Raw genomic sequence first — 25,282 nt, 5'->3', positions numbered from 1 at the left:
GGCCGTCATGCACCGGCGCCGCACATAACGGGCCGACCGGACGCGCCGGGCCCTCGGAGCCGGTGTCCCGGGGCCCGTCCCTCAGAGCAGCACCGGTGTCAGGTCCGGGTCCTCGAAGCCCGCGTCGTCGAACGGGTAGAGCGGGCGGGTCACCCGGTGGTGGCCCAGGCGCGGCAGGTCCTGGTCCACGCCGCCGGGGGTGAGGGCGAGCAGCCAGTCGGCGGCCATCGCGTACAGCTCCGGCTCCAGGTAGCCGATCTTCACCACGACGATGTCGTACGCCGTCGGGTCGAGCGTGCCGAAGTCCGCGCGGGTGTGGAAGGGCTTGCGCCGCTCGGTGAGGACGGCCGTCACGCCGCCCCGGGTGACGGCGGCGGTGCGGCCGCCGCCGTCGTACGCCGGGTTGCCGCGCGGGGCACCGGCGGCGGGCGCGGCCGGGTCTTCGAGGGCGGTCACCGTGCCGGTCAGCTCGTACGGTTCGGCGTGCGGGCCGGTGCCGGCGCTGACGTGGCCGCCGACCTTCAGGGTGACGCGGGCGCCCACCCCGGCGGCGAAGCAGGCGGCCACCGCGGCCGGATCGGTGATGCCCGGGTGCAGCGCGGTGACCCGGCCGCTCGCCAGGTCCTCGTCGGCCAGCAGACGCCGCAGCATGTACGCGAGGTCGCCCGCGCCGCCCGCGGTGGGATTGTCGCCGGAGTCGCTGATCAGGAACGGGCGGGCGGGGGACGCGACGGCGTGGGCGACGCACGCGTCGGCGTCGCCGGTCGGGCCGGCGAAGACGAAGTCGCGGCGCACGTCCCAGTACTCCCGGGCCAGGCCGCGGGCCTGCTCCAGCGCCAGGTCCGGGTCGTCGCCGGTCACCACGACCGCGGCCCGGCAGCGCGCCTCGTCGGCCCAGGCGTAACCCACCCAGAGCGCCGCGTCCACGATGCCGTCCAGCGCCTCGACCGAGGCGAGCCTGCCGTACAGGGACTTGGCCGGTTCCAGGCGGGTGCTGGTCTTCTCGCCGGGGAGCAGGACCGGTACCTGCACCCAGGCGCGGTACGGACGGCCCTTGCCGGACACCAGCCGTCCGACCAGTTTGCGGGCGGCCCGCTCGCGCGTCTCCCAGGCGTCCTCGTGCGGGGCGAGGCGGTGCGCGGTGAGCAGGTCGAGGCGGTCGGCGAAGCGGCGCGAGACGTTGCCGTGCAGGTCCATGGCGGCGGAGAGCAGCACGTCCGGGCCGAGCGCGTCCCGTACGGCGTCGGTGAGGTCCGCCTCGGCGTCGTCCAGGCCGACGACGCTCATGGCGCCGTGGATGTCGTAGACCATGCCGTCCAGCGGTCCGGCCTCGTGTATCCGGGTGACCAGTTCGGACTTGATCCGGTCGTACGTCTTCCGCTCGACGGGCCCGCCGGGCAGCGCCACCGCGTGCACCAGGGGCACCCACTCCACCTGGTCCGCGAGGTCGCTGTCCGGCCGGGTCCAGGTGTAGCGGTCCAGCAGCGCGGCGCCGCGGGTCACGCGGAAATCGTCGTACGTCGAGCGGTGCGGGCAGAACTGGCTGGACTCGATGGCCATGCCGCCGATGGCGATACGCATGTCGGTCGTGCACCTTCCGTGGGGGTGTGGGGACACGGGGGACGAGGGGGACGCGGGGACCGGGGGCCGTCGGGGAGCTACGTACGGACGACGGGCAGGGCCGGCAGCCCGCCGTCGGCGGCCAGTTCGCGCAGCGCGGCGTGGCCGGCGCCGAGCAGCCCCGCGTCGGGGCCGCAGCTCGCCGCGACGATGGACAGTTCGCTGGTCGCCATCGGCAGGCACCGCTCGTACAACACCCCGCGCACCGCCGCGACCAGCGGTTCCGCGGCGGCGAGCGCGCCGCCCAGCACCACGGCCTCCGGGTTGAAGAAGTTCACCACGACGCCCAGCACCCCGCCGATGTGCCGCCCGGCCTGCCGCACCAGGGTCGTCGCGTGCGGTTCGCCGTCCTCGACGAGCCGCAGGATGTCGGTGGTGGAATCCGCCTCGATGCCCTGGCCGCGCAGCGCGGCGGCGATCGCGGCGCCGCTGGCCACCGACTCCAGACAGCCGATGTTCCCGCAGGAGCAGGGGCGTGCGGCGGCGGCGTCCACCCGTACGTGGCTGATGTCCCCGGCGCAGCCGCGGGCGCCCCGGTAGAGCCGGCCGTGGCTGATCACGCCGGAGCCGATGCCGCGGCCCGCCTTGACCACCACCAGGTGCCGCCGGGCAGGGTGGGCGGCCCGGTGCTCGCCCAGGGCCAGGACATTGGCGTCGTTGTCGACCAGCACGGGCATGCCGAGCCGGTCGGCGAGCCGGTCGCGCAGCTCGTACAGATGCCAGCCGGGCATCCGGGACGGCGCGATGACCCGGCCCGACCCGGGATCGACGGGCCCGGGGAAGCCGATGCCCGCGCCGCACACGGTGCGTCCCGCCGCGCGCTGGCGGTCGGCCAGCGCGGTCAGCCGTTCGGCGAGCAGGCCGACAGCCGGTTCCGGGCCGGTCGTCAGGTCGAAAGCGCACTCGTCGATGTCGAAGCCGGTGCCCGTCAGGCCCACCGCGCCGGTACGGATGTGATGGCTGCCCAGGTCGGCGGCGAGCGCGACGGTGCCGCCGTCCGGGACGCGCAGCAGCCGCGGCCGGCGCCCGCCGCGCGAGGCGCCCTCGCCGGACTCGGTCAGCAGCCCGGCGTCGACCAGTTCCTGGACGCGGGCGGAGACGGTGGAGGCGGCGAGCCCCAGCTCCCGTACGAGGTCGGCGCGCGAGCGGGCGGTGCCGGTCGCGACGAGTTCGAGGACGTGTGCGGCGGAGCCGGGCTGTTCCTCGGCGGCGGTCACGTCGGGGCCTCGGCGGCGGTCGGGGTGGTGGTCATGGTGACGGTCATGGCGCTGCCTTTCGGCCGCGAGCGGCGGGGAACGACGGAAATCCGGCGGGTAGTTCCTCTTCTTTCTTCGAATACCGAAGAAAGAAGAGGTTACAAGTAGCTTTCAGTACAGCCCAGTTGCCGTTGTTCCGCCAGACCCTTGACTTCTTTTCGCGGCCGTCCGTACTTTTCTCGCATTCTTCGACCGGCCGACCCTTTCCGGAGGCAGCATGGGCCCGCGCAGAACCCGCCGACGCGGGCCCGTCCACCCCCTGCTCCGCGCGGTGACCGCGCTGCTGCTCGGCCTGGTCACCGTCACCGGATGCGGCCCGGCGGACGGCGCCGTCACCGACGTCGGAGCCACCGGCGGTACCCGCGTCGAAGGGGGCACCGCCACCATGGCGCTGCCGCCCGCCGCCACGCCCAACTGGATCTTCCCGATCGGCACGGCCGGTTACCTGGCCTCGTACAACAACGCCGTACAGGACCTGCTCTACCCGCCGCTCTACACGGCCGAGAAGAAGGGCGCGGGCCTGACCATGGACAGCCCGCGCAACCTCGCCGGGCAGCCCCGCTACAGCGACGGCAACACCACCGTCACCATCACGCTCGAGCAGGGCCACCGCTGGTCCGACGGCACGCCCGTCACCAGCCGTGACGTGGAGTTCTGGTACGACCTGATCAAGCACGACAAGGAGGAGTGGGCGGGCTACTCGCCGGGCCTGCTGCCCGACAACGTCAAGAAGTTCGAGGTGCTGGACGACCACACCTTCCGGCTGCGCCTGGACCGCGCGTACAACCCCGCCTGGTTCACCGGCAACCAGCTCGACAACTTCACCCCCCTGCCCAAACACGCCTGGGACCCGCACGACGAGGACCCGAAGAAAGTCTTCGCGCGGCTGCTCCAGCACGCCAAGCGGCTCTCCGAGTTCGCCACCGACCCGCTCTGGAAGACCGTCAGCGGCCCCTGGCGCATCGAGAAGTGGACCACCTCCGGGCAGGTGTCCCTGGTTCCCAACAAACAGTACGGCGGCCCCGACAAGCCCCATCTCGACCGCGTCGTCCTCAAGCCCTTCACCACCGCCGACTCCGAATTCAACGTGCTGCGCGCCGGCGGAGTGGACTACGGCTACATCCCGCCGTCGGTCATGGCCCAGTCCACGCGGTTCGAGAAGATGGGCTACCGCATCGACCCGTGGGAAGGCTGGGCGATCACCTACATCGTCCTGAACTTCCACCACCCCACCGCCGGACCGATGCTCCGCCAGACCTACCTGCGCCGCGCCCTCCAGCAGCTCGTCGACCAGAAGACGATCTCCGACGTCGTCTGGCACGGCAGCGCGGCACCCACCCGCGGCCCGGTGCCCGCCGCGCAGTTGGACCACGACCCGTTCCCGTACGACCCGAAGAAGGCCGAAGCCCTGCTCGCCGCGCACGGCTGGCAGCGCACCGACGGCAGGCTGCGCTGCGCCCGCCCCGGCACCGGCCCCGGACAGTGCGGCAAGGACATCCCCGGCGGACAGCCGCTGCGCCTGGAACTCCTCTCCCAGTCCGGATCCACCGAGACCTCCAACACCATGCAGGAGATCAAGTCCGCCATGGACCGGGCCGGCATCACCCTGGACGTCCGGCAGCAGCCGCTGAACACCGTCCTCGGCACCACCGTCCCCTGCAAGCCGGCCGAACCGGTGTGCTCCGCCTGGCAGACGGGCTTCTTCGGTACCCAGGGAAGCTGGTACTTCCCGACCGTGGCCAGCGGGGAGTCGCTCTTCGCCACCGGGGCGCCCTCCAACATGGGCAACTGGTCCGACCCGAAGGCCGACGAGCTGATCAAGCGCACCGAGTTCTCCGACGACCCGACCGCGCTGCGCGACTACGCCCGCTACACGGCGGACCAGGTGCCCGTCCTGTGGACGCCCAACCCGGCCTACCAGGTCTCCGTCATCCGCAACGACCTGCGCGGCATCGACCAGAACCCCACCCTCGGCCTCGCGCCGCAGGACTGGTACTTCGTCAAGAAGGGCGGTGCGCACCGGTGATCCGTTTCCTGGTCAAACGCGTCGCACAGGCCGCCGTCGTCCTGCTGCTGGTCTCCGTCATCGTCTTCGTCCTGCTGCACCTGCTGCCCGGCGGCCCGGCCCGCGCCATCCTCGGCGTCAAGGCCACCCCGGAAGCCGTCACACATTTCAACCACCAGCAGGGCTACGACCGTCCGCTGCCGCAGCAGTACGTGATGTACCTCGGGCGGCTGCTCACCGGAGACCTCGGCGAGTCCTACAAGCTCAACCAGACCGTCACCTCCCTGCTCGGCGAACGCCTCCCGAAGACCGCGCTGCTGGCCGGCCTGTCCCTCGCGCTCGCCGCCGTACTGGCCGTACCGCTCGGCATCCTCCAGGCCGTACGCCGCGGCAGGGCCGCCGACCACCTGCTCACGGGAGCCGCCTTCCTCGCCTACGCCACCCCGGTCTTCTTCCTCGGCCTGGTCCTCGTCCTCGTCTTCAGCCAGCAGCTCCAGCTCTTCCCGGCCGAGGCACCGCAGGCCGACACGGTCGGCGGACTGCTCGCCGAGGCCCCGGCCCTGGTCCTGCCCGTGGTGACCACCGCCCTCGGCATCATCGCCGCGTTCAGCCGCTACATGCGCTCGGCCGTACTGGACAACCTCCAGGAGGACTACGTACGCACCGCGCACGCCAAGGGGCAGTCAGGCACCCGCGTCCTGGCCCGGCACGTCCTGCGCAACGCGCTGATCCCGCTCGCCACCCTCCTCGGGCTGTACCTTCCGACCCTCTTCAGCGGCACCCTCGTCGTCGAGTCGATGTTCAACTACCCCGGAATGGGACTGCTGTTCTGGAACGCCGCGCAGGGCTCGGACTTCCCCGTACTGCTCGGCGTCACCCTGATCGTCGGCGTGGCCACCGTGCTCGGCTCGCTGATCACCGACATCGCCTACGCCGTACTCGACCCCCGGATCGGGAGCGTCTCGTGACCGCACCCTCCATGGACGCGCCGGGCCACGCCGGGGCCGCCCGGCCCGGGGACGAGGACCGGGCCGCGGCGGCACCCGCCGCCCCCGGGCCGCTGCGCCGCTCCCTCGCCGTCTTCGCCCGCGGCAGACTCGCCCTGACCGGCACCGTCGTCCTCCTGGCCCTGCTGCTGTTCTGCTACGTCGGCCCGCTGCTGCACCCCACCGACCAGACGCACACCGACCTGTCCCGGGCAAGCCTGCCGCCCGGCAGCCCCGGCCACCTCCTCGGCACCACCGACCTCGGCTACGACATGCTCGGCCGGCTGATGTACGGCGGACAGACCTCCCTGGAGGTCGGCCTCGCCGCCGGACTGCTGGCCACCCTCTTCGGCACCGTGTACGGCGCGGTCGCGGGCTACTTCGGCGGCTGGGTGGACGCCGCCATGATGCGCGTCACCGACGCCGCTCTCGCCATCCCCGCACTGTTCCTGCTGGTCGTGGTCGCCGCCATCGTCACCCCCGGCAAAGCCGTGCTCATCCTCATCATCGCCTCGGTCGCCTGGCTGTCCCCGGCCCGTCTCATCCGCGGTGAGGCCCTCGCCCTGCGCAGCCGCGACTACGTGCACGCCATGCGCCTGATGGGCGGCGGCGGAGGCCGGGCCGTCTTCCGGCACATCCTGCCCGGCGCCGTCGGCACCGTCATCGTCAACGCCACCTTCCAGATCGCCGACGCCATCCTCTACGTCGCCTACCTCTCCTTCCTGGGCCTGTCCATTCCGCCCCCGGCCGCCGACTGGGGCTCCATGCTCTCCGCCGGCATCACCTACACCCAGGTCGGCCACTGGTGGCTGATCTTCCCGCCCGGCCTCGCCGTCGTCCTCGTCGTCGCCGCGTTCAACTTCGTCGGGGACGGCCTGCGGGACGCCTTCGACGTGCGCCTCCAGAAGAGCTGAGGAAGGGCCCATGACCGCCGACCCCCTGTCCGCGACCGTCCGTCCGCCGTCCGGGACCGCCGCACCGCTGCTCAGCGTCGAGGACCTGCACGTCGAGATCACCGGCCGCGGCCGTACCGTGCACGCCCTGGACGGTGTGCACCTCGACCTCGCCCCCGGGGAAGCCCTCGGCGTCGTGGGCGAATCCGGCTGCGGCAAGACCATGACCGCGCTGTCCGTCCTCGGCCTGCTGCCGAAGGGCGGCCGGATCACCGGCGGACGCATCCTCTTCCGGGACGGCGGCACCGGCGCGGACCGCACGACCGACCTGGCCGCCGCGCCCGGACCCGTCCTGCGGGGCGTCCGCGGCAACACCATCGGCATGGTCTTCCAGGACCCGCTGACCTCCCTCAACCCGACCATGACCATCGGCGCCCAGGTCGCCGAACCCCTGCTGCTGCACAAGGAGATCACCCGGCGGCAGGCCTGGGCGAAGGCCGAGGAGACCCTGCGGCTGGTCGGCATGCCGCAGCCCGCCGAACGGATGCGGAACCACCCCCACCAGCTCAGCGGCGGCATGCGGCAGCGCGTCGCCATCGCCATGGCCCTGGTGTGCGAGCCCAGACTGCTGATCGCCGACGAACCGACCACCGCCCTCGACGTCACCACCCAGCACCAGATCCTGGAGCTCATCGACGACCTGCGCACCCGCCTCGGCATGGCCATGATCCTGGTCACCCACGACCTCGGCGTCATCGCCAAGCGGGTGGACCGGGTCGCGGTCATGTACGGCGGCAAGGTCGCCGAACGCGCCGGTGTGCACCGCCTCTTCGCCACCCCCCGGCACCGCTACACCCAGGCACTCCTCGCCGCCCTCCCCGAACGCGCCACGGGCCAACGGACCACCCTCGCCACCATCCCGGGCCTGCCGCCCACGCTCGTCACCCGGCCCGTCGGCTGCCGCTTCGCACCGCGCTGCGCCTTCGCGAGCGAACGGTGCCGTACGGAGGAGCCGGAGCTGTCGGCGGACACGGACCACGGGTACGCGTGCTTCCACCCCGTGGAGAGCCCGGCGGAGGAACGGGCGACCGGCCACGAGCCGGGCACGGCCGCCACCTCATCCACCTCCGTCTCCGCCCCCGCGGCCCGGGAGCCCCTCCTCACCCTCACCGGCGTCACCAAGCACTACGCCCTGCACGCCGGCCCCTTCGCCCGGCGCAAGGGAGCCGGGGAGGTCGGCGCCGTCGCCGGGGTCAGCCTCACCGTCGCCCGCGGCGAGACCTTCGGCATCGTCGGCGAGTCCGGCTGCGGCAAGTCCACCCTGGGGCGGATGGTCGTCGGCCTCGAACCGCCGACCGACGGCACGATCCGCTTCGCGGGCCGCGACATCGGCGCTCTGACCCGCCGAGAATTGCGCGCCCACCGCCGCGACGTCCAGCTGATGTTCCAGGACTCCTACGCGTCCATGGACCCCAGGATGCGCGTCGGCACGATCCTGCGGGAGCCACTGGTCATCCAGGGCATCGGTGACCGCGCCGCGCAGGAGCGGCGGGTCGCCGCCCTGCTGGACGACGTCGGCCTGCCCCGGGGCGCCGTGGACCGCTATCCGCATGAGTTCTCCGGCGGCCAGCGCCAGCGCCTCGGACTGGCGCGCGCCCTCGCCCTCTCGCCCTCTCTCGTCGTCGCCGACGAACCGGTCTCCGCGCTCGACGTCTCCGTCCAGGCGCAGATCCTCAACCTCATGCGCGACCTGCAACGCGACAAGGGGCTGACGTACCTCTTCATCTCCCACGACCTGGCGGTGGTACGGCACCTCGCGGACACCGTCGGCGTCATGTACCTGGGCAAACTGGTGGAGACCGGACCGGCCCGGGACGTCTTCGAACACCCCCTCCACCCGTACACCCGGGGCCTCCTCGACACCGTCAACGCCCCCGACCCCGCGGCCCCTGCCGCGGGCACCCCGCTCCCCGGTGAGACCCCTTCCGCCGCCGCACCGCCCTCCGGCTGCCGCTTCCGCACCCGCTGCCCGGTGGCCCGCGCGCGCTGCGCGGAGAGCGAGCCGGAGCCCACCGGACCGACCGCTCCCGGACACCGGGTGGCCTGCCACTTCCCCCTCGCGGCGGCCCCCGGCCCGGGAGCGGTCAGTAACGCGTGACGGCCGTACGCCCGGAATCCGTACCGATCGCGATGTGCGGCCGGGCGGCCGGCCGCACCCACGCCACGATGCGGGCCATCGCCCGGGCCGGTACCGACACACAGCCCGCCGTCGCCCCACGCCCGTCGACGTGCAGGAAGATGCCCGCGCCTCGGCCGCGGACCGGACGGTGGTAGTTGAAGCCGATGACCAGGGCCCGGCGGTACTGCGCCGGATAGTCGGCCAGCCGCTCGGCCTCCTTCGCCGCGCAGTCGCGCGGGCGCGGGTCCACCCAGCGGTTGTAGGCGGACGAGCCGTTGTCCTGGCACCACCAGGACGTGTTCCGCACCGGCCGGTACGGGACCTCCGTACCGGCCGGTGCCTTCGCGAGACCGAAGGCGAACGGCAGGTCGTACAGGCCGGTGGGCGTGGTCGAGGTGCCCTGCTTGCGTGTGTCGCCCTCGGCCAGCCCGTTCGCCCCGAACCGCGCGGGCGCCGTACCGACCCGGTGCCAGCGGCTCCCGTGCCGCTGCCACCAGCTCACCGTGCCGGTCGTCGAGCGCGGGCTCGCGGCGCGGGCCGTGACGAGCTGACTGCCGCCGCCGGTGTCGGCCATACGGGTGGGCAGCGGCTGTCCGACAGCCGGGACGGCAGCCGGGGCGGGAGTCGGGGACGCGGCGGGGGAGCGGGGTACGGCGACGGCGGAGGCGGGCACGGTCAGGGCGAGCACGGCCGCGCAGGCCGCGGCCGCCAGGGTCCTCGCGGAGATCATGACCGCAATGTAAAGGGCCGGAAACCGTGCGTCGCCGAACGAAGCGGACAAGCCACCCGAAGGAGCGTGGCGGGCGACCGGGGGCGCAATCCGTCGCGCGTCAGTGCGATAGACCGGCGAAACCCGGGTACCGGGGCCGGAGAACCACCTGCCGTCCGACCCAGGAGGTCTGCTGTGGAGCGGCAACCGACACCGCACCGTACGCGCGAACCCGGGCAGGAGACCGAGCCCGTACCGCCGACACCCACCCCCTCGCCGGGGCCCGGCGGGCCCGAACCCGGTCCGGGGCCCGGACCCGTGCCGGGGCCCACTCCGGGACCGCCGGTGCCCGGGCCGCCCGACCCGACACCGCCCCCGCCCACGCCGCAGCCGCCGACACCCAGCCCCGACCCCGTACCGCGCCCGCCGGGCCCCGATCCCGTACCGGATCCGTCCCCGGCCCCCGGGCCGCTCACGTAGCCCGCGGCCGGCACCGGCCACCGGTCCCGCGGCGGTCTCCCGGCCGCCGCGGCCCCCAGCTTCACCCAGCCCGCCCACCACCCCACGGGAGGTGCATCCACATGGCCATCGCCACGGTCGACCCGGCCACCGGCGAGACGCTCAAGACCTTCGACGCGCTCGACACCGACGCGATCGAGGAGCGGCTCGCCCGCGCCGAAGCAGCATTCCGCAGCTACCGGACGACGACCTTCGCCGAACGCGGCGAACTGCTGCGCAACGCCGCCGGCCTGCTGGAGGCGGGTCAGGACGGCATCGCCCGCACCATGACCACCGAGATGGGCAAGCCGCTGGCGGCGGCCCGCGCGGAAGCCGCCAAGTGCGCGAAGACGATGCGCTGGTACGCCGACCACGCCGAGGAACTGCTCGCCGACGAGGTACCGGACCCCGGCGACGCCGAGGACGCCGGGGCGTCCCGCGCCTATGTCCGCTACCGGCCCCTCGGCACCGTCCTGGCCGTCATGCCGTGGAACTTCCCCCTCTGGCAGGTGATCCGCTTCGCCGCGCCCGCGCTGATGGCCGGCAACACCTGCCTGCTCAAACACGCCTCCAACGTGCCGCAGACCGCGCTGTACGTGGAGGACCTGCTGCGCAGGGCGGGCTTCCCCGAAGGCTGCTTCCAGACCCTGCTGGTCGGCTCCGGCGCGATCGAGGACATCCTGCGCGACCGCCGGGTCGCCGCCGCGACCCTCACCGGCAGCGAACCGGCCGGCCGCTCGGTCGCCTCCATCGCCGGTGACGAGATCAAGAAGACGGTGCTGGAACTGGGCGGCAGCGACCCGTACATCGTGCTCCCGTCCGCCGACCTCGACGCGGCCGTACGCACCGCCGTCACCGCCCGGGTGCAGAACAACGGGCAGTCCTGCATCGCCGCCAAACGCTTCATCGTGCACACCGACGTCTACGACGAGTTCGCGGTGCGCTTCACCGAGCGGATGGCCGCACTGACCGTCGGCGACCCGATGGAGGAGAGCACCGACGTCGGCCCGCTGGCCAGCGAACAGGGCCGCTCCGACCTGGAGGAACTGGTCGACGACGCGGTACGCCGGGGCGCCGCCGCACTGTGCGGCGGCAAACGCCCGGAGAAGCTGACCGCCGGCTGGTTCTACGAGCCGACCGTGCTGGCCGGCATCACCCCCGAGATGCGCATCCACCAGGAGGAGGCGTTCGGCCCGGTCGCCACGCTCTACCGGGTCAACAGCCTCGACGAGGCGATCGCCACCGCCAACGACACCCCGTTCGGCCTCAGCTCCAACGCGTGGACCCGAGACGAGGACGAACAGCGACGCCTCGTCCGCGACATCGAAGCCGGCGGCCTCTTCTTCAACGGCATGACCGCCTCCCACCCCGCGCTCCCCTTCGGCGGCGTCAAACGCTCCGGCTACGGCCGCGAACTGGCCGGTCACGGCATCCGCGAGTTCTGCAACGCGACGACGGTGTGGCACGGGGCGTGAGCTCCCGGGGCCCCAAGGCCGACCTGGCCTGATCCAGCCGGACGTACGGGGGCCGGGCGGGTGCCGCTATTCCGCGCCCGGCAGGCCGAATTCGCACCACAGGGCCTTGCCGCTGCCCCGCGGTTCCGCGCCCCAGGCGTCGGAGAGGGCTTCGACCATCATCAGGCCGCGGCCCGAGGTGGCGGTCTCGCCGGGGGTGCGGCGGCGGGGCCAGCGGCTGGAGCGGTCCTCCACCTCCAGGCGCACGCGGCGTCGGGAGCTGCCCGGCGGGCCGGCCGGCAGGAGTTCCACCGTCACCAGGGCGCCGCTGTCCGTGTGGGTCAGCGCGTTGGTGACGAGTTCGGTGGCGGCCACCTCGATGTCGTACGCGATCGAGCCGGCCCGCCACTGGTCCATCGTGCGCCGCAGCATCGCCCGTACCTCCGAGGCTCCGGACGGGTCGGCCTGGTGGACATGGAGCCGCAAGCGCGGGGTGACGGCGGTGGTGCCGGCCGCCGGGGCCCGGTGCAGCAGGACGAGGGCCATGTCGTCGTCGGAGCCGGACCGCGCCCACAACTGGTCGGAGAGCTGATCGGCCAGTGCTTCCAGGTCGGCGGGGCCGTCCCGTACCGCGGCGGTCAGTGCGTCGATGCCGACGGCGATGTCCTGGCCGGGCTGTTCGACGAGGCCGTCGGTGCACAGCAGGAGGGCCGAGTCCGGTTCCAGGAACAGCAGGGTCTCCGGGAAGTGGTCCTGGCCGAACGCGGTGGCCAGCCCGAGCGGCAGGCCGCCGCGTACCGGGTGCCAGTCCGTGTGCCGGGCCGCGTCCCAGACCAGCGTGCCCAGGTGTCCGGCCCGCGCCACGTGCAGCGCGCCGGATTCCAGATCGGCCTGGACGTAGGTGCAGGTCGCGAACCGTTCGGTCTCCAGCTCGGCGAGGAAGCGGGAGGCGCGCACGAGCACCGTCTCCGGGGAGTGGCCCTCGGTGGCGTAGGCGCGCAGCGCGATGCGGAGCTGGCCCATGACGGCCGCGGCGTGTGTGTCGTGGCCCTGGACGTCGCCGACGACCAGCCCGATCCGCCCCTGGGGCAGCGGGATGACGTCGTACCAGTCGCCGCCGATGTCCCGCCCGGTGCTCGCCGCGTGGTAGCGGACGGTGACCTCGCCCCCGGCGATCTCGGGGACCCGGCGCGGCAGCATCGTGGCCTGCAGCCCGGTCGCGAACTCGCGTTCCTGGTCGAAGAGCATGGCCCGCTGGAGGGACTGGGCGACGACACCGGCCAGCGCGAGCGCGAGGTTGCGGTCCTCCGCCGAGTGCTGTTTGGGCTCGGTGTTGAACAGTCCGAGCGCCGCGATGACGCGGTCCTGCGCGACCAGCGGCAGGAAGACGGCGCTGCCGGAGGGGACGCGGTCCAGGTACGGGCGCAGCCGCGGGTAGCGGGCCATCAGCTCGCCGCGGGAGGACAGGAACGCGGCGCGGCGGGACAGCGCGGCGTCCGACAGCGGCAGGGTGTCGTCGAGCCGGGAGGCCATCATGTCCTCGGGCGTGGCGCCCGGCAGGCCCGTGACGGCGATGACCTCGAAGCGGTCGTTGTCGACCAGCCCGAGGATCAGCGCGTCGGCGCCGAAGCGGCGGGCACCGCCCGTCCCGGTCAGGACCCGGGTGACGTCCGCGACCGACAGGGCCCGGGAGAGCGCCGCCGTGGTCTGCTGCACCATCGCGGTCTGCCGCTGCCGGTTCTCCTGGAGCGACCGCAGCAGCACGGAGTCGGCCATCTCCGTACCGGCTTCCCGGACGAGCCCGGCGATCCGGTACGGGCGGCCGTCCGCGTCCCGCAGGATGCGGCCCTGGGTGTGGGTCCACCGGGGTGAACCGTCGCGGCGGTGGATGCGGAAGTACGCGCCGTACGAGGGTGCCGCGTCCTGGACGGCCTGGGAGATGGCCGCGTCCAGCCGGTACCCCTCCTCGGGCGGCACGCGGGCGGCGAGCGCCGTGGGCTGCCCGTCGTACTCGTCCGGCCGCAGGTCGAAGACGTCCAGCGCGCACGCGTCCAGCTCCAGCGTTCCGCGGTCCAGGTCCCAGTCGAAGGTGCCCGTGCGGTTGAGGGCGAGCCGTTCGCGCAGGTCGAGGGGGTCGGGCGGTGGGGCGTCGGGGGCGTCGGCCGGACCGGTTCCCGGCCCGGTGGTCGCGGGCGGCACGCCGCGGCGCGGGTCGTAGCGGCCGGGCGGAGTGGTGTTCCGTCCGGTCATGACCTGCGACGCTCCTGTCCCGCGGCCGGTGCGGACGGACGGCTGCCGGACGTGTCCCCGGGCCGGGGGCGGAGGCCGCACACCGGAGGCGCGCCGGCCCCGGCTGCCCGCCAGGCAGTCGGGGCCGGCGACGCCGGGGCCACCACGCCCGCCGCTTCCCCGCACGGCCCGCCGAAGGGGGACCATCGCAACCGGGAAGCGGCCATGCGCCCACGTTAGGACAGAGGTCCGGAATGCGCACTTTCAGCGGGGCGTGGGGGTATGCCGGTGGCGCGGCGGCCGGTCAGGCGGGGGCAGGCTGCGGCCGCCGGACCGGTGCCAGGTGTCCGCCGCGGGCGAGAGCGGCGAGGGCCGTCGCGCAGGCCAGGCCGGTCGCGGCCAGGACGCTCCAGGTCAGCCAGCGGGCGTCGTGGCGGGCGGCGAAGTCCCACAGGGCACCGGTGACGAGGTTGCCCACGGTGACACCCAGGCCGGAGACGGTGTTGTAGAGGCCGTAGTGGGTGGCCACCAGGCGCCCTTCGGACAGCGCGACGACGGTGTCCATCTCGAAGGGGTAGACCACCGCGCTGCCCGCGGCGAGCAGCACGACGGCGGCGACGAGCGCGGCGAGGACCGCCCCGGGTACGCCGGAAGAGGCGAAGGCCAGGGGGAGGAAGGCGAGTCCCATGGCGGCCAGACCGCGCACCAGGGCCTGGCTGGGGCTCCACCGGGCTTTGGCCCAGCCGGTGAGCCGGAGTTGGCCGACGACGGTGACGGCCGCCGAGACGACGAACAGGCCGCTGGTGACGAGGGTGCCCCGGGCGCCCAGGGCGTCGGAGGCGGCCAGCGGCAGGGCGAGGTAGACCTGGAAGGTCAGGACGTAGGAACCGATCATCGCCAGCGAGAACAGCAGGAAGGGCCGGTTCGAGGCGACCGCGCGCCACTGCGTGAGCACCCGCTCCCGGGCGGCGGGCGCCGTACCGCTGCGCCGGGGAAGAGCGCGCCACTGGAGCAGGGTGAGCGCGGCGAACACGGTGGCGGCGACCGTGCACACCAGGCGGAAGTCGGCGGTCAGCAGCGCCAGGCCGACGAGCGGGCCCGCGAGCATCCCCGCTTGGTAGTAGACGTTGAAGGTGGCGAACGCGTCCACCCGCCGCGGTCCGGCTTCGACGGCGAGGTAGGCGCGGACCGCGGGGTTGAACAGGGCGCCGGCGAAGCCGGTCGCCGCGGAGACGGCGATCAGGGCGGGCAGGGTGTCGACCCAGCCGAGCAGGCCGAAGCCGACCGTACGCAGCAGGCAGCCGGCCATGATGGGAATCTTGTAGCCGACCCGGTCGGCGAGGGTGCCGCCGATCAGGAACATGCCCTGCTGCGAGAAGTTGCGCACGCCCAGGACGAGGCCGACGGCCCAGGCGGCCAGGCCCAGGGTGCCGGCCAGGTGGGCGGCGAGGTACGGCATGAGCATGTAGAAGGCGAGGTTGATGGCGAACTGGTTGGCCATCAGCAGGCGTGCCGCGGGCGGGAAGGAGCGGGTCTGCTGCCACAGGTGCTTCATCGGGCGGCTCCCGCGGTGGTCAGCTCGTCGTGGGCGGCCGGGCGGGTCGGGTCGGTGACGTGGGTGCAGCGGGTCCAGCGGGTGACGACCTGCCGGCCGGGGTCGTCGATCGCGTCGGGGTCCTCGGCGGGCAGCCGGTCCAGCAGGTCGTGCTCGCGGCCGTAGGCGTCGTCGAAGACGGTGCCGACGTAGCGCTGCGGGCCGTCCGGGAAGACGGCGACGATCCGTTCCTCGGCGGGCAGGGTACGGGCCAGCCAGCGGGCGACCAGGGCGACGGCGCCCACGCTCCATCCGCCGGTGGCGTAGTGGTCGCGGGCCAGGCGACGGGCGGCCCACACGGCTTCGGGCGCGGCGACCCAGTGGACCTCGTCGAAGAGGTGGTAGGCGACGTTGCGGGGGTAGATGCTGGAGCCCAGGCCGCGCATCAGGCGGGGCGCGGCGGGTTGGCCGAAGATCGTGGAGCCGGTGGTGTCGACGCCGACGACCCGCAGGCGCGGGAAGAAGCCGCGCAGCACGGACGCGATGCCCGCCGAGTGGCCGCCGGTCCCCACCGAGACCACCAGGGTGTCGATCCGCCCGAGCTGGGCGGTCAGTTCGTGGGCGAGCGGCGCGTAGGCGGCCACGTTGTCGGGGTTGTTGTACTGGTCGGGGCACCAGGCCTCGGGCTGCGCGGCCAGGAGTTCTTCGACGCGGTGGCGGCGGGCCTGCTGCCAGCCGCCGACCGGGTGGGGGCGGTGCACGAGGTCGACATCGGCCCCGTAGGCGGTGAGCAGACCCGTCATCAGGGGCTCCATGCCCGGGTCGGTGACGACGGTGACCGGGTGGCCGAAGGTGGCGCCGGCCAGGGCCAGGCCGAGGCCCAGGGTGCCGGAGGTGGATTCGACGATACGGGCGCCGGGCCGCAACTGCCCGCGCGCCCGCGCCTCGTGGACCATGTGCAGGGCCGTGCGGTCCTTGATGCCACCTGGGTTGTGGCCTTCGAGCTTGGCCCAGAAGCCCCGCCCGGCAGCGGTGAAGGGTTCGCCGATCCACAGGACGGGGGTGTCGCCGACGAGGCCGGCGGGGGTGTGCATCGGGCGCCGGGCGCCGGCCAGCAGTTGGGCGGGGGCGACGGGGACGGGCGTGCGGGTGAGCTGGTTCATGGCGTGTTTCTCCTGCGGCCGGCGCCGTGCGGTGGCGACCGGCCGTGAGTCGGGGGAAAGGCGGATCTGCTCACTGGCCGCGCCGGGGTGCCGGCGCGGCCTCCGAAGTGATCAGGTCCGCCACACGCCGAGGCGGGCCCGCTCCTGCCCGGCCGCCGTACGGCCGGGACGCGGGGGCGGCGACCGGTCGGCCGCCACGCCGACCGGCCCGGCGTCGGCGAAACCGGCCGGCACCAGGCTCGGAAGGGACGGCAGAGGTGAAGCGATCTGCCGCGAAGGCTGCAACGTCGGGCTGTCCGGACCCGAGCAGAGCTCGGCCCTGCCGTGCCCGTGCGGTGAGTGGGAGGCAGCGGCGTCCGTGAGCTGTCCGGGCGCGCCCGCACAGTCGAAGGCGGCTGCCGCGACGGGGGTGTCGACCTGGCCGCCACCTGCCACAACCGGCCCGTGTGCGCAGACCAGCACGTGTGCCAGGGCAGCGAGCAGTACCAGGATCACCGCTCCGGTCCGGGACACGGAGCAGCCGGGTGGTACCGCACGGTCGGGGGGCATCGGCGGCAACAGTAATCGTTCATGCGCGGGAAAGTGCGTCGGGCGGCAAATTCGGCCGGTGCGGGCAGTGTCGTCCACCCGGTTGCACCGCGGACGTGACGGGCGGCCGTCGGGGACGGCCGCCCCGGCCGGCTAGTGCGCCCCCGCCCCCGCCGGTGCGCCGGCCCTCGCCGCCACCGGCCGGGTGGTCCGCGTCCGGTGGGCGAGGCGGGGCTTCTTCGTGGCGATGTCGACCGTGTACGCGTCGATCGTCATCGCCCCGGCCCCCGCCTTCAGCACCATGAAGCCGTGGCGGGCGAAGTCCTGCCAGGCGGCGGGGTGGGTGAAGTGCGCCTTGCCGTCGCCCGTCTTGGCGGCGGCGCCGCAGACGAGCTGCCGGGTGCCGCGGGTACGGTCGGTGGGTTCCAGGATCTGGAGGGTGTGGTCGTGCCCGGACATGATCAGGTCGGCGCGGCCGCACACCACCTCCTCGTACAGCTTCTTGAGGTGGATGCCGCTGGTGTAGTTGCCGATCACGAAGCCGTCGTACGCGCCGGCGCTGCCGTGCTTGCCGTTGTTCAGGTACGGGTGGTGGCCCAGGACCACCTTCCAGCGCGCGCGGGAGGCGGTCAGCGCGGCGTCCAGCCAGCGGCGCTGCTCGCGCATGTACGGGCCGTTCCAGTAGTAGTGCGGGTCGGTCTGCGCGACGTAGGAGGCGACCGGGTTGGTGTCGAGCGCGAAGAACTCGACGAGCGGCTCGCCTTGGGAGCCGTCTGCCGGGAGGGCGACGTTGTAGTAGCGGCTCGGCATGTACCAGCGGCGGGACGTCGCGGCGTACGCGACCTCGCGGTCACCTCGGGAGGGGTCGCCGCCGCTGCCGGGAATCAGCCCCGAACAGTCGTGGTTTCCCAGCACCATCAGCCACGGCACGTCGATACCGGTGTTGGGCCGCTCGAACTTCTCCGCGAACTCCGCGTCGTGGTCGGACTCCGGGCCGTTCTCGTAGAGGTTGTCCCCGAGGCCGACCGCCAGCCCGACGCGTTCGGCACGGCAGACCTCCGCGGCCGCCGCCGCGACCGCGTACTGCTCCGCCTTGCCCGTCCCGGCGTCACCGGTGATCAGGACGGCGTACTCGCCGGAGGGGCCCGGCGCGGACGGGAGCGGGAACCGCCCCGGGGCGCCCGTACGCGGCGCGGCGACCGCGGGCTGCGTCCCGAACGGCAGCGCGGCCAGCGCCGCTCCCGCCGCCGCTCCGCCCAGCAGCGTCCGCCGGTGCACACCGCGCGCCGCGACCGGCGCGTCCGGCGTGCCGGCCGGTACGGCGGCGCCGGCCGGGCCGGTGCCGGCTGTCCGCTTCCACTGGTCCTCGGTCAGGTCCGCCCGCGGCGGGATCAGCTCGTCGTCGCACATGGCTGGTTTCTCTCACGGGCGGCGGGGCAACTGGTGACGGAGCCATGAACGCCGTGTGGACGTATGGGGAGTACGGAGTGGCGCGGCTCCGGTGGTCCCGTGGCGGCGCGGCCCGGCGGCTCCGGACGGGGCCGCGCCGCTACGGCCTTCCGGTCAGCGGCCGCGGTGGGCCAGCCGGCGCAGCATCCGGCCGCAGTGCCGGGCGTACAGACGCTGGAACACCGGGACCACCGGCCCCGCCAGCCGGGTGTACCAGCGGCCCGGCACGCTGAAGGCCGTCATCGTGAACCACACCGCGCCGTCCTCCCGCATCTCGACCACGAACGACTCCTCGCCGCGCTGCGGGTGGCCGGCCAGCGTGCCGTACGCGAAACCGATGCGCTCGCTCTCGTACTCGCTCCACACCACCCGGCACGGCACCCACAGCCGCGCGGGGCCGAGCCCCAGCGCGCACTCCACCCGGACGCCGGGCGCGGCCTCCGGCGCCGAGGCCCGTACCCGTACGCCCGCCGCGCGGTGCATCCGGAAGGACGTGACCGCGTGGCCCGCGGCTTCGAGGACCGCGCGGCCGTGGCCGAGGTAGGTCGCCTCGTGCAACTGGCGGTATCCGCCGGGCAGCGGGCGGCGGCGGGTGGCGCCTTGCTCGGCGTAGTTGAAGGGGCTGCGGGGGGCGGTGCTGCCGGTGGTCATGGGGGCCTGCTTCCTCGGGGGGCGGTGGATGCGGGTGGAGGTGTCGGGCGGGGCGGTCGGTGGAGCGGTCACATGGGTACGGGTGCGGTCGGTGGAGCGGTCACGCGGGTACGGGGGCGGTAGGAGGGGGCGCGGCGGGCACGTTCCTGAGGCGGCGCCAGGCGAGCAGCGCGCACAGGGCGAAGCCGAGCGCGTTGCCCAGGCCGTGGGTGGCCGCCATCCATGCCAGTGTGGGGTGCGGGATGCCGGTTGCCTCGCCGAGCGCCCAGCTCAGGGCGAGCAGCATGGTCGCGACGAGGACGGCGGCGGAGACGCCGAGCAGCGCCCGGGTGATCCGGTCCGGCGCGGTGGTACGGACGTCCCGCCAGGTGACCAGGGCGACCAGCCACATGCCGGTGGTGAGGATCACCGCGCCGACCAGCTCGGCCCAGTCGTCGACGAAGTAGCCCGCCAGGACGAACAGTGTCCCCACGGGCACGCTCAGCGCGGCCAGCGGCCCGGCCCGGCCGGGGCGTGCGGCGCGGCAGACGAGCCCGGCCACCAGGGCGGCGGCGAATCCGGCGAAGTGGAAGTGCGGCACGGTCAGCGCCAGGATGTCCAGGTCGAAGCCGAACAACTGGTGGCCGGAGCGCTCGGCGACCAGGGCGGTGCCGGCGACGGCCGGGGTGACCAGGGCCGTCAGTACCGCGATCTCACCCGGTGCGAGGCTGCGTGTACGGGCCAGCCGGCGGGGAGCGTGCAGGGCGAGGGCGAGGGTGGCCAGCCCGTAGGCGGCGGCCAGTGCGGTGGCGGCGGCTCCGCGCGGCAGCCACAGTGCCGCCGCGCCCGCCGTGGCGGCGAGGGGCCAGCGGCGCCGTAGCCACCGGGTGCCCGGTTCGCCGATCAGGGCGAGGCCGGTCGGCACCACGACGAACATGCCGAGCATGACGATGAGGTCGACCAGTGCGGTCATGAGTCCCCCCAACCCGGCAGGAAGCCGGTTTGAACGTGTTCAACCCGTCACGTGAGACAGTACGGGACGGGTTGAACACGTTCAATTCCGCCCCCCTCGGGGGCGGTGGGACGTCAGCGCACCGAGCCGTCCCACCGCCACTCCGCGCGCCGTGGCAGCCCGGGAAGAGCGGCCCGGCCCGTGCGTTGGAGCAGGACGTCACGGCGTCCGCATGACCCCAGGGGTGCCAGGCGCGGACATCGGGCGGAGTGTCGCTGACCGTGGACCCGAGCAGACGGGCCGCGATGCGCACCCCCTCCGGGCAGGCCGGGACCGGAGCCCGGGGGTCGAGCGAGGCGAAGAGGGTGATGTAGCGGTCGGTGGGGCGGGCGATCAGCAGGCCCGCGTATCCGGTCAGGCCGAGGGCGAGGTGGTCGAGGGTCTCCCGGCAGGTCCAGGCGAGGCCGTCGGCGGGGCGTGACCAGTCCTGGCCCGCGCCTTCGAGGAGGGCGTCCAGGCAGGTCTCGGTGGCGGCGGCCGGCAGGCCGGGCCATGCGGCGGAGGGCGGCACCGGCGTGCGGGACGGGGTGGTTGTCGCGGTCGTGGTCACCGGGCGTCCGCCGCGCCCTTGAGGCCTCGGCCACGCTCGCGTAGCTGCTGGAGCCGTGGCCCGCGGCGCGGGCCCGTTCCATGGTGGCCTTCAGGAGTCCGGGCAGCGTGGTGTCGATGCCGCGGGCCGCCGCTGTGTGCAGGAGGTGGTCGATCGCGGCGATCTGCACGTCCACGGTGGCGTCGTCGCCCGGGTAGTGTCCGGCGTCGACCTGGGGCGCGTACGTGGTCAGGAAGTCGCTCACCGCGCCCGGCCAGCGGATCGCGACCGGAGTGAAGTCGGCGGCCCGGGTGCCTTCCGCGCCGACCAGCGCGGTGCCGTGCAGCCAGCCGGTCAGGGCGGCCCGCATCAGGCCGAGCAGCGCGGCGTCGTACAGGGACGCCAGCCCCGGGTCGGTGCCCAGGTGCAGCGGGTCGCCCAAGGCCGCGAGGGTGGTGCGGTGGGTGTCGAACACCGCGCGGGGGCCGCTGTAGAGGAGCATCGTCCCGGGGCTGCCGACGCCCGGGGGCGTGGTCATGATCGCGCCGTCGAGGTGGCCGGCGCCGTGCGCCCGCGCCCACGCGGCGGCCTCGGCGGCCTGCTCCGGCGAGCCGGAGGTGAGGTTGACCAGCGTCTTGCCCGCCAGAGTGTCGGCCACCGGGTCCAGGACGGCGTGCAGCGCCGGATGGTCCAGTACGCAGGCGATGACGAGCGGACTCGCCGCCACGGCCTCGGCGGGCGACGCCGCCGCCACGGCGCCGCGCTCGGTCAGCGCCTCGGCCTTGTGCGCCGAACGGTTCCACACCGTCGTGGCATGGCCCTGCGCCAACAGTGCGGTCGCCGGCGCCGATCCCATCGCTCCCAGCCCGAGCACCGTCACGGCCGCGCCTTCGTTCCCCATGTGCGTCTCCTCGTAGAGCCGCCGGCAGGACGTCCGGGCCGGCGGCGGTCGATCACGTACGGGCCACGCTCGCAGCGCCCGGCGGCCGGAACCAGTGGCAGTACTGACGGCCGCCACCACATTCCTGCCATGCTCTAAGCCGCCGCGCACGGGCCTTGTCCTTCGGGCATGAGCGCAGGAACCGTCGCGGTGGTCGTGACCGAGGAGATCGGTGTCCCGTCCTGGGACCTGTACGAACTGAGCATCCCCTGCACGGTCTTCGGCAAGCCGCAGCCCGACCTCGCCGACCCGTGGTACGACCTGCGTCTGTGCGGCACGGGCGAGCGGGACGGCGGCTCCGCGGGCGGCGCCGGGCTGGCGCTGCACCCCGTACGGCCTGGACGACCTCGTCGGCGCGGACACGGTCGTCGTCCCCTCCGTACCCGACCCCTGCGTGGAGGAGGGCAGGCCGCTGCCGCCGGCCCTGATCGACGCGCTGCGCGGCGCCTACGACGCCGGTGCCCGCATGGTGTCCCTGTGCACCGGCGCCTTCGCGCTCGCCGAGGCCGGACTGCTCGACGGCCGCCGCGCCACCGCCCACTGGATGCACACCGCCCAGCTCGCCGCGCGCTACCCGAAGGTACGGGTCGACGACTCGGTGCTGTACGTGGACGACGGTGACGTGCTCACCAGCGCCGGGCTGACGGCGGGCCTGGACCTCTGCCTCAACCTGGTACGGCGTGACCTGGGCGCGCACGCCGCCAATCAACTGGCCCGCCGGATGGTCGTGCCTGCCCACCGGCCCCGCGGCCAGGCGCAGTTCATCGACCTGTCCGTGCCCGCCACCGACGACGAGGGCCTGGCTCCCGTCCTGGCCTGGGCGCGCGCCCGCCTCGATCAGCCGCTGACGGTGGAAGACCTCGCGGAGCGCGCCGCGCTGAGCCCACGGACGTTCTACCGGCGTCTCCAGGCGGCCGCCGGCACGACCCCGCTGCAATGGCTTCTCGACCAGCGACTGGCGCGCGCCCAGAGCCTGCTGGAGGTGACGGACCTGCCGGTCGAGAAGATCGGCGAACTGAGCGGCCTGGGCACGGCGAACAACCTGCGCCACCACTTCCTCAAGCGCGTCGGGGTGTCGCCGTCCGACTACCGCCGGGCGTTCCCCCGTACAGCGCCGGAGGCGACGCTCGCCGGGTGAGGTGCCACCGGCCCACTACGTGTCCATCGCGCGCCGGCTGTGGCGCCACCGGCCCGCCGCACGTCCCTACACGTCCATCGCCCCGTGCCTCCCCGCCCCCGAAGCGAAGCGCTCGGCGCCCTTCATCGCGTCCGCCAGGACACTCCCCCCGTACCGGAGTTCCGCGGCCATGGCAGCATGCTCCGGCAGGCCCTCCTGGGCCAGAACGGAAGCGCGGTCGCTGCGCAGACACGCCTGGGGGAGACGGGCGATGGCGGCGGCCAGTTCCTCCGCCTCGGCGCGCGCCCGGCCGGGCGGCACCACCCGGTTGACCAGGCCCATCCCCAGCGCCTCGGCCGCGCCGACCGGCCGCCCGGTCAGCACCATGTCCAGGGCCCGGCCGGTGCCGACGATCCGGGGCAGCCGTACCGTACCGCCGTCGATCAGCGGCACGCCCCAGCGGCGGCAGAACACCCCGAAGACCGCGTCCTCCTCGGCGACCCGCAGGTCGCACCAGAGGGCCAGCTCCAGGCCGCCCGCCACCGCGTGCCCGCCGACCGCGGCGATCACCGGCTTGTCCAGCCGCATCCGGGTGGGGCCCATCGGCCCGTCGCCGTCCGCCGCGACCCGGTTGCCGCCCTCGGTGCCGATCGCCTTGAGGTCGGCGCCCGCACAGAACGTGCCGCCCTCGCCCCACAGGACCGCGACGTGTGCGTCGTCGTCCGCCGCGAAGGCGCGGAAGGCGTCGGCCAGTTGGCGTGCGGTGGAGCCGTCCACGGCGTTGCGCGCTTCCGGCCGGGAGAGGACGACCGTCGTCACCGGGCCGGTGTGTTCGATGCGTACGGTGCGTGCCGGCCCGCCGTCCGGGCCCCCGCCGGTCATCCGGCGGCCTGTGCCGGGGACACGGGCCGGGCCCGGTCGAGAATCGCCGTCAGGTCGGCCGAGGTGGGCAGCGTCCCGAAGGCGTTCCCCCACTCCCCGTCGAGCCGCGAGGCGCAGAACGCGTCGGCCACCGCCGGGTGGCTGTGCCGGACCAGCAGCGCGCCCTGGAAGGCGAGCGCCATCCGCTCCGCCAGCGTCCGGGCGGCACGCTGCGCCCGCTCCGGATCGTCGAGCGTGCCGAGCATCTTGCGGATGCCCGCGACGGCGGCGTCCAGCCGCCGGTCGGCGCCCGCGGCCGCGTCCGTCTCCGCGAAGTACGCGTCCAGCGCGGCCGGTTCCTTGCCGAGGGCGCGCAGCACGTCCAGCGCGGCGACGTTGCCAGAGCCCTCCCAGATCGACAGCAGCGGGGCCTCCCGGTAGAGCCGCGGCATGCCCGACTCCTCCACGTACCCGTTGCCGCCGAGGCACTCCAGGGCTTCCGCCGCGTGCGCGCTGCCCCGCTTGCACACCCAGTACTTGCCGACGGCCAGCCCCAGGCGGCGCAGCGCGGCCTCGTGCGCGTCCCCGGCCTGGCTCCGGTCGACGGCGGTCGCGAGGCGCATCGCCAGCGTCGTCGCCGCCTCCGACTCGATCGCCAGGTCGGCCAGGACCGCCCGCATGAGCGGCTGTTCGGCCAGCGCGCGGCCGAACGCGCGGCGGTACGTGGTGTGGTGCAGGGCCTGACGCAACCCGGCGCGCATCCCGGCCGCCGTGCCGATCACGCAGTCCAGCCGCGTCATGTTCACCATCTCGACGATGGTCCGCACGCCGCGCCCCGGCTCGCCCACCGGCCAGGCCACCGCCTCGTCGTACTCGATCTCGGCGGACGCGTTGGAGCGGTTGCCGAGCTTGTCCTTCAGGCGCATCAGCCGCAACCCGTTGCGGGTCCCGTCCGGCAGGACACGCGGCAGCAGGAAGCAGCTCACCCCCTCGGCGGTCTGCGCCAGCGTCAGGAACAGGTCGCTCATCGGTGCCGAGGTGAACCACTTGTGCCCGGTGACGCGGTACGTGCCGTCACCGGCCGGCACCGCCCGGGTGGTGTTGGCCCGGACGTCGGAGCCACCCTGCTTCTCCGTCATCGACATGCCCGCGATCAGCCCCGCCTTGGACAGCGGGGGCCGCAGTCCGTAGTCGTACGTACGGGCCGCCAGCAGCGGTTCGTACTGCTCCGCCAGCGCCGGCGCGGAGCGCAGCGCGGGGACGGCGGCGTACGTCATGGAGACCGGGCAGCCGTGCCCCGGCTCGGCCTGCGACCAGACGTAGAACTTGGCCGCGCGCACGAGGTGGGCGCCGGGCCGGGCCTCGGCCCACGGCGCGGCGTGCAGTCCGTGCTCCACCGCCACGGTCATCAGCCGGTGCCAGGCGGGGTGGAACTCCACCTCGTCGATCCGGTGGCCGAAGCGGTCGTGGGTGCGCAGCCGGGGCGGCTGCTCCTCGGCGGCCCGGGACTGTTCCTGCACCGCTTCCGTCCCGGCCAGCGCGCCCAGCTCCCGCACCTCCGGCGCGCCCCACCCGGCGTCCGCCCGGTGCAGTGCCTCCAGCAGGGCGGGGTCGTCCGCCGTGCTGAACCCGGTCAGCGGCGGCGCCTGATTCACGACTTCATGGGTGACGGTCATACCGTGGACGTTAC

General features: G+C 74.0%; 17 protein-coding genes and 2 pseudogenes. 6 read left to right on the top strand and 13 right to left on the bottom strand.

The window, feature by feature from the left end; genetic code table 11:
* Positions 1-81: 81 nt before the first annotated feature.
* Entirely contained in the window at positions 82-1,581 is a 1,500-nt protein-coding gene (locus ACZ4QV_RS13465; RefSeq protein WP_361587741.1) for a M81 family metallopeptidase, read from the bottom strand.
* A 77-nt stretch (positions 1,582-1,658) separates the two neighbouring features.
* Positions 1,659-2,837 (bottom strand): ROK family transcriptional regulator, encoded by a 1,179-nt coding sequence (locus ACZ4QV_RS13460; protein ID WP_361148040.1) that lies wholly within the window; start codon positions 2,835-2,837, stop codon positions 1,659-1,661.
* Between the two features lie 256 nt (positions 2,838-3,093).
* Here ACZ4QV_RS13460 and ACZ4QV_RS13455 point away from each other — a divergent pair, with 256 nt between their 5' ends.
* The 4 genes from ACZ4QV_RS13455 to ACZ4QV_RS13440 are packed head-to-tail and all read left to right on the top strand — an operon-like array spanning position 3,094 to position 8,918.
* The gene (locus ACZ4QV_RS13455) at positions 3,094-4,902 is read left to right on the top strand and encodes a peptide ABC transporter substrate-binding protein (protein ID WP_361148038.1); all 1,809 of its coding nucleotides are present in this window, start codon (positions 3,094-3,096) and stop codon (positions 4,900-4,902) included.
* On the top strand, positions 4,899-5,849 hold the full coding sequence (locus ACZ4QV_RS13450) for an ABC transporter permease (RefSeq protein WP_361587744.1): 951 nt from the start codon (positions 4,899-4,901) through the stop codon (positions 5,847-5,849). Before ACZ4QV_RS13455 ends, ACZ4QV_RS13450 begins: the two co-directional genes overlap by 4 nt.
* Positions 5,850-5,860: 11 nt before the next feature.
* Complete coding sequence (locus tag ACZ4QV_RS13445) at positions 5,861-6,781, top strand: ABC transporter permease (RefSeq protein WP_467762921.1); 921 nt, start codon at positions 5,861-5,863, stop codon at positions 6,779-6,781.
* 10 nt (positions 6,782-6,791) lie between these two features.
* On the top strand, positions 6,792-8,918 hold the full coding sequence (locus tag ACZ4QV_RS13440; protein ID WP_361587746.1) for an ABC transporter ATP-binding protein: 2,127 nt from the start codon (positions 6,792-6,794) through the stop codon (positions 8,916-8,918).
* Here the strand turns inward: ACZ4QV_RS13440 and ACZ4QV_RS13435 are convergent.
* Positions 8,905-9,669 (bottom strand): L,D-transpeptidase family protein, encoded by a 765-nt coding sequence (locus tag ACZ4QV_RS13435; protein WP_361587748.1) that lies wholly within the window; start codon positions 9,667-9,669, stop codon positions 8,905-8,907. The genes ACZ4QV_RS13440 and ACZ4QV_RS13435 overlap by 14 nt on opposite strands.
* Before the next feature lie 560 nt (positions 9,670-10,229).
* Here ACZ4QV_RS13435 and ACZ4QV_RS13430 point away from each other — a divergent pair.
* Positions 10,230-11,621, top strand: coding sequence for an NADP-dependent succinic semialdehyde dehydrogenase (locus ACZ4QV_RS13430; RefSeq protein WP_361148028.1), 1,392 nt, complete (start codon positions 10,230-10,232; stop codon positions 11,619-11,621).
* 66 nt (positions 11,622-11,687) lie between these two features.
* Here ACZ4QV_RS13430 and ACZ4QV_RS13425 read toward each other — a convergent pair whose 3' ends face one another.
* From ACZ4QV_RS13425 to ACZ4QV_RS13390, 8 genes and pseudogenes are all read right to left on the bottom strand, one after another.
* Positions 11,688-13,850 (bottom strand): SpoIIE family protein phosphatase, encoded by a 2,163-nt coding sequence (locus ACZ4QV_RS13425; protein WP_467762903.1) that lies wholly within the window; start codon positions 13,848-13,850, stop codon positions 11,688-11,690.
* Positions 13,851-14,133: 283 nt separating this feature from the next.
* Positions 14,134-15,384: an MFS transporter gene (locus ACZ4QV_RS13420; RefSeq protein WP_361587751.1), complete on the bottom strand. Its 1,251-nt coding sequence runs from the start codon at positions 15,382-15,384 to the stop codon at positions 14,134-14,136.
* Complete coding sequence (locus ACZ4QV_RS13415) at positions 15,381-16,526, bottom strand: PLP-dependent cysteine synthase family protein (protein WP_361148023.1); 1,146 nt, start codon at positions 16,524-16,526, stop codon at positions 15,381-15,383. The genes ACZ4QV_RS13420 and ACZ4QV_RS13415 overlap by 4 nt, the downstream gene beginning before the upstream one ends.
* A 111-nt stretch (positions 16,527-16,637) precedes the next feature.
* Positions 16,638-17,075, bottom strand: coding sequence for a hypothetical protein (locus tag ACZ4QV_RS13410; RefSeq protein WP_361148021.1), 438 nt, complete (start codon positions 17,073-17,075; stop codon positions 16,638-16,640).
* 132 nt (positions 17,076-17,207) lie between these two features.
* Complete coding sequence (locus ACZ4QV_RS13405) at positions 17,208-18,464, bottom strand: metallophosphoesterase (protein ID WP_361587753.1); 1,257 nt, start codon at positions 18,462-18,464, stop codon at positions 17,208-17,210.
* A 153-nt stretch (positions 18,465-18,617) separates the two neighbouring features.
* Positions 18,618-19,154 (bottom strand): DUF1990 family protein, encoded by a 537-nt coding sequence (locus ACZ4QV_RS13400; RefSeq protein ID WP_361587755.1) that lies wholly within the window; start codon positions 19,152-19,154, stop codon positions 18,618-18,620.
* A gap of 100 nt (positions 19,155-19,254) precedes the next feature.
* Entirely contained in the window at positions 19,255-20,106 is an 852-nt protein-coding gene (locus tag ACZ4QV_RS13395; protein WP_361587757.1) for a YndJ family protein, read from the bottom strand.
* Positions 20,107-20,711: 605 nt separating this feature from the next.
* Positions 20,712-21,575: pseudogene (locus ACZ4QV_RS13390) on the bottom strand (NAD(P)-dependent oxidoreductase); the annotation flags it as partial.
* 189 nt (positions 21,576-21,764) lie between these two features.
* Here ACZ4QV_RS13390 and ACZ4QV_RS13385 point away from each other — a divergent pair.
* Positions 21,765-22,752: pseudogene (locus ACZ4QV_RS13385) on the top strand (GlxA family transcriptional regulator).
* Positions 22,753-22,818: 66 nt separating this feature from the next.
* Here ACZ4QV_RS13385 and ACZ4QV_RS13380 read toward each other — a convergent pair.
* Together ACZ4QV_RS13380 and ACZ4QV_RS13375 are read right to left on the bottom strand one after the other, a co-directional pair.
* A complete protein-coding gene (locus ACZ4QV_RS13380) occupies positions 22,819-23,613 on the bottom strand; it encodes a crotonase/enoyl-CoA hydratase family protein (RefSeq protein WP_467762902.1) in 795 nt (264 codons plus the stop codon).
* A complete protein-coding gene (locus ACZ4QV_RS13375) occupies positions 23,610-25,268 on the bottom strand; it encodes an acyl-CoA dehydrogenase family protein (RefSeq protein ID WP_361148011.1) in 1,659 nt (552 codons plus the stop codon). Before ACZ4QV_RS13375 ends, ACZ4QV_RS13380 begins: the two co-directional genes overlap by 4 nt.
* Positions 25,269-25,282: the final 14 nt, after the last annotated feature.

Source organism: Streptomyces sp. NPDC026394, from assembly GCF_055567735.1.
Note: the sequence above shows the minus strand (reverse complement) of the source record. Positions and strands in the feature narration are given on the sequence as shown.

Coding starts and splice junctions, on each gene's coding strand:
- ACZ4QV_RS13465 (WP_361587741.1), bottom strand. CDS start 1,581: ATGCGTATCGCCATCGGCGGCATGGCCATCGAGTCCAGCCAGTTCTGC.
- ACZ4QV_RS13455 (WP_361148038.1), top strand. CDS start 3,094: ATGGGCCCGCGCAGAACCCGCCGACGCGGGCCCGTCCACCCCCTGCTC.
- ACZ4QV_RS13445 (WP_467762921.1), top strand. CDS start 5,861: ATGGACGCGCCGGGCCACGCCGGGGCCGCCCGGCCCGGGGACGAGGAC.
- ACZ4QV_RS13440 (WP_361587746.1), top strand. CDS start 6,792: ATGACCGCCGACCCCCTGTCCGCGACCGTCCGTCCGCCGTCCGGGACC.
- ACZ4QV_RS13435 (WP_361587748.1), bottom strand. CDS start 9,669: ATGATCTCCGCGAGGACCCTGGCGGCCGCGGCCTGCGCGGCCGTGCTC.
- ACZ4QV_RS13430 (WP_361148028.1), top strand. CDS start 10,230: ATGGCCATCGCCACGGTCGACCCGGCCACCGGCGAGACGCTCAAGACC.
- ACZ4QV_RS13425 (WP_467762903.1), bottom strand. CDS start 13,850: ATGACCGGACGGAACACCACTCCGCCCGGCCGCTACGACCCGCGCCGC.
- ACZ4QV_RS13420 (WP_361587751.1), bottom strand. CDS start 15,384: ATGAAGCACCTGTGGCAGCAGACCCGCTCCTTCCCGCCCGCGGCACGC.
- ACZ4QV_RS13415 (WP_361148023.1), bottom strand. CDS start 16,526: ATGAACCAGCTCACCCGCACGCCCGTCCCCGTCGCCCCCGCCCAACTG.
- ACZ4QV_RS13410 (WP_361148021.1), bottom strand. CDS start 17,075: ATGCCCCCCGACCGTGCGGTACCACCCGGCTGCTCCGTGTCCCGGACC.
- ACZ4QV_RS13405 (WP_361587753.1), bottom strand. CDS start 18,464: ATGTGCGACGACGAGCTGATCCCGCCGCGGGCGGACCTGACCGAGGAC.
- ACZ4QV_RS13400 (WP_361587755.1), bottom strand. CDS start 19,154: ATGACCACCGGCAGCACCGCCCCCCGCAGCCCCTTCAACTACGCCGAG.
- ACZ4QV_RS13395 (WP_361587757.1), bottom strand. CDS start 20,106: ATGACCGCACTGGTCGACCTCATCGTCATGCTCGGCATGTTCGTCGTG.
- ACZ4QV_RS13380 (WP_467762902.1), bottom strand. CDS start 23,613: ATGACCGGCGGGGGCCCGGACGGCGGGCCGGCACGCACCGTACGCATC.
- ACZ4QV_RS13375 (WP_361148011.1), bottom strand. CDS start 25,268: ATGACCGTCACCCATGAAGTCGTGAATCAGGCGCCGCCGCTGACCGGG.